Here is a 2,754-nt window from a genome sequence, read left to right on the forward strand (position 1 = left end):
TGCTCGGGCATCTCGAGGCCGGCAAGCCCGCGCTGACGCTCGAGATGACCGACGAGGAGCGCGCCGTCGCGCAGCCGTTCTTCCTCCTGTCGATGAAGCCGACGCTCTACGCCTGCAACGTCGCCGAAGACGATCTGGCGACCGCCGATACGAATCCGCTCGTCGCCGAGGTTCGGCACTGGGTGGCGACCCACCACGGCGCCGAGGCGGTCACCGTCTCGGCGCAGATCGAGTCCGAGCTCGCCGAGCTGCCGCTCGAGGAGGCTGCGGAGTACCTCGCCTCGCACGGCGTCGCAGAGTCCGGCGTCGGTTCTCTCATCCGCTCGATCTACCACCTGCTCGGCCTGCGTACCTACTTCACCGCCGGCGAAAAGGAAGCCCGCGCCTGGACCATCCACGCCGGCGACACCGCGCCGGAGGCGGCGGCGGTCATCCACAGCGACCTCGCGCGCGGCTTCATCAAGGCGGAGACGATTGCCTGGGACGAGTTCGTCCGCGTCGGCGGCTGGGCCCGCGCCCGCGAGGGCGGCAACGTCCGCCAAGAGGGCAAGGAGTACACAGTCGCCGACGGCGACGTGATCCTCTTCAAGTTCAATGTCTAGCAGCTTCACCGTCCAGCAGGGCTGAACGCGACCAGTACTGCGCTCGAAGTGCCGGGCGTATGCCACATCGTGCGCGGCGCCGCCTGACCCGATCACGATTCGCAGGGCGCTCCCACGTCGAGCTCGTCCGTGGCACCCCGGTTGCACAAGCGTAGGGCGTCCGCGATCCAGCGGGCAGCTCCCGGGGGTGCAACCATGACCAAGCTACATGCAAGGCCCACCAAGCAAGGCAACGACAGCACGAGTGGAAGGAACGCGGAAGCCAGCGAGCCGGGCCAGCATCCGAACCGTGTCGACGGGAGCGAGAACCCGGAGAGCGGCGACGCCTTGCTCGCGAACCACGAGAGCGGCGTCTGGAACCAGGAGCGCGAAGCCGAAGAGGGCGCCGTCAACGGCCTCGACGATCGCGAGGAGAAAGTGCGTAGCGGCGCTGGAGTTTCGCAGAAAGCGGAGGAGTCGGGACGGAGCTCCGACGGCGACGGCATGGACGTAGATGGCGGCCGGAGTACCCGCAACGCCAAGAAGTAGCGGTCCGTAGCGGTCAAGAGCAGCAAGCCGCAAGCGACCTTGGCCGCCGTCGTTCGGCAAGACCGGCCCTATCGGTTCAGCGAGAGCGCCGCGACATCGCCTTCGAGACCGCCGGCCAGGGCTTGGAGGAGCTTCGAGCGCGGGCCGCGCAGGCGGTCGAAGGCGCGGGCGATGTCGAGGGTGAGAAGGATGCGGCGACTGGCGCAGGCGAGCTCGCCGTAGCGATGGCTTCCTATGCGCTCGAAGCCGAGCACGCGAGTGTGAAAGCCGTAGGGCGAGTGCGGATCGTCTTCGAATACCGCCGTCAGCAGGTGAGTGTAGCCGCGCGCCACGACCTCAGCGAGCGCTGCGCGCATCAGCGCCAGGACGACCGCCGTGCGCGAGCGGAAGCGCGGCGAGATCATCAGCCGGCCGATCTCGACGAAGCGCCCGGAGCGCGCCAACCGGTCGAGATCGATGCCGGCGTCGATCTCGACTCCCGCAGCGCTCGGCAGCTCGAGGCTGGGGTCGTAGGTCAGACGCACGACGCCGGCGGGCTCGCCGCCGCAGCGGGCGAGAAACCAGCTCGTCGATGACGAGTCTCGCGAGTCGGCGGCCGATTCGGGCAGCTCGCGGTCGGCATCGGCGAGCCAGCCCTTCTCCTCGAGGTACACCTCGCGCACGATGGCGAGAGCTGCGGCGCGCGACTCCTCATCGCTGACGCGCTCCGTCGTGAGAGCGGCTGCCGCCGAAGGTCGCGAGGCGATGCGAAGCTGCGCCTGCGATGCGGGGATGGGGTCGACGGACATGGTGGCCTCCTAGGTGGCAGTGAATTTCCGCGCGAGATGCGCGAGCGCCGTCTCGAGCTCGGTGGTGAGCGACTCCTCGAGCTGCTGCGGCGACAGCGGTTCGCCGACGCGCAGGACCATCCGGCCCAGGTGCGGCAGCCGGCCCAGCCGTTCGCGGGCGGGAAAGTCGATGCCGATCGGCACCAGTGGCGCTCCCGAGCGCAGCGCGAGCGTCGCGGCCCCGCGGCGCAGCGGCGCGAGCCGCCAGGGATCGGCGTTGCGCCGCCCCTCGGGATAGATCCCGACGCTCTCGCCTCGCGCCAGGGCGGCGAGGGCGCGGTCGGTCGCGGAGGCTCCCCGCAGGCCCTGTCGCCGCACCGCCTCACGCCAGCGCCAGCGTGCCGGTTTGCGATAGACCGCGATCGTCTCGCCGCGCCGCAGCAGCGCACCGGCGAGCGGCAGCTCGAGGTACATCCAGTCGACCAGGAAGCGCACCGGTCTGCCGCCGCGCAGAGCCATCAGCGCGGCGGGCGCGAGCAGTGCCTCGTAGGCGTTGTGGTGGCTGAGGGCGAAGATCGCCGGGTCGGGAATCGCTGTCAGACGGTGCGCTCCTTCGACGCGGATGCCGCCGAGGCTCACGCCGAGGACGGCGCGCAGGAGCGCGCGCGTCGTGCGATCGCCCAGGGCAGAAAGCTGCTGCCGCAGGCACCAGACCGGCGACAGCTGCAGACTCGCTTCGCTGTCCATGAGGGCAGGCAAGGACCGGCCTACTCCGGCAGCCCGATCTGCCAGCCGAGGAGCGCCGCGATGCGCTGCGCGATCTCGGTGTTGTCGAGCGCGCCGCCGAAGCGCTCGGC

General features: G+C 70.3%; 4 protein-coding genes. 2 read left to right on the forward strand and 2 right to left on the reverse strand.

Going from position 1 to position 2,754, the window contains the following annotated elements; genetic code table 11:
• Positions 1–602: DUF933 domain-containing protein (locus KBA23_RS16670; protein WP_290743359.1), on the forward strand; the 602-nt coding region annotated here is incomplete at its 5' end.
• Between the two features lie 195 nt (positions 603–797).
• The gene (locus KBA23_RS16675) at positions 798–1,130 is read left to right on the forward strand and encodes a hypothetical protein (RefSeq protein ID WP_290743361.1); all 333 of its coding nucleotides are present in this window, start codon (positions 798–800) and stop codon (positions 1,128–1,130) included.
• Positions 1,131–1,198: 68 nt separating this feature from the next.
• Here the strand turns inward: KBA23_RS16675 and KBA23_RS16680 are convergent, their stop codons facing one another.
• Together KBA23_RS16680 and KBA23_RS16685 are read right to left on the reverse strand one after the other, a co-directional pair.
• Positions 1,199–1,918, reverse strand: a complete 720-nt coding sequence (locus KBA23_RS16680) for a GNAT family N-acetyltransferase (protein ID WP_290743363.1) — start codon at positions 1,916–1,918, stop codon at positions 1,199–1,201.
• Positions 1,919–1,927: 9 nt separating this feature from the next.
• Entirely contained in the window at positions 1,928–2,644 is a 717-nt protein-coding gene (locus KBA23_RS16685) for a 1-acyl-sn-glycerol-3-phosphate acyltransferase (protein ID WP_290743365.1), read from the reverse strand.
• Between the last annotated feature and the right edge of the window lie 110 nt (positions 2,645–2,754).

Origin of the sequence: Amaricoccus sp. (assembly GCF_017995835.1) — a bacterium.
Classification (GTDB): domain Bacteria; phylum Pseudomonadota; class Alphaproteobacteria; order Rhodobacterales; family Rhodobacteraceae; genus Amaricoccus.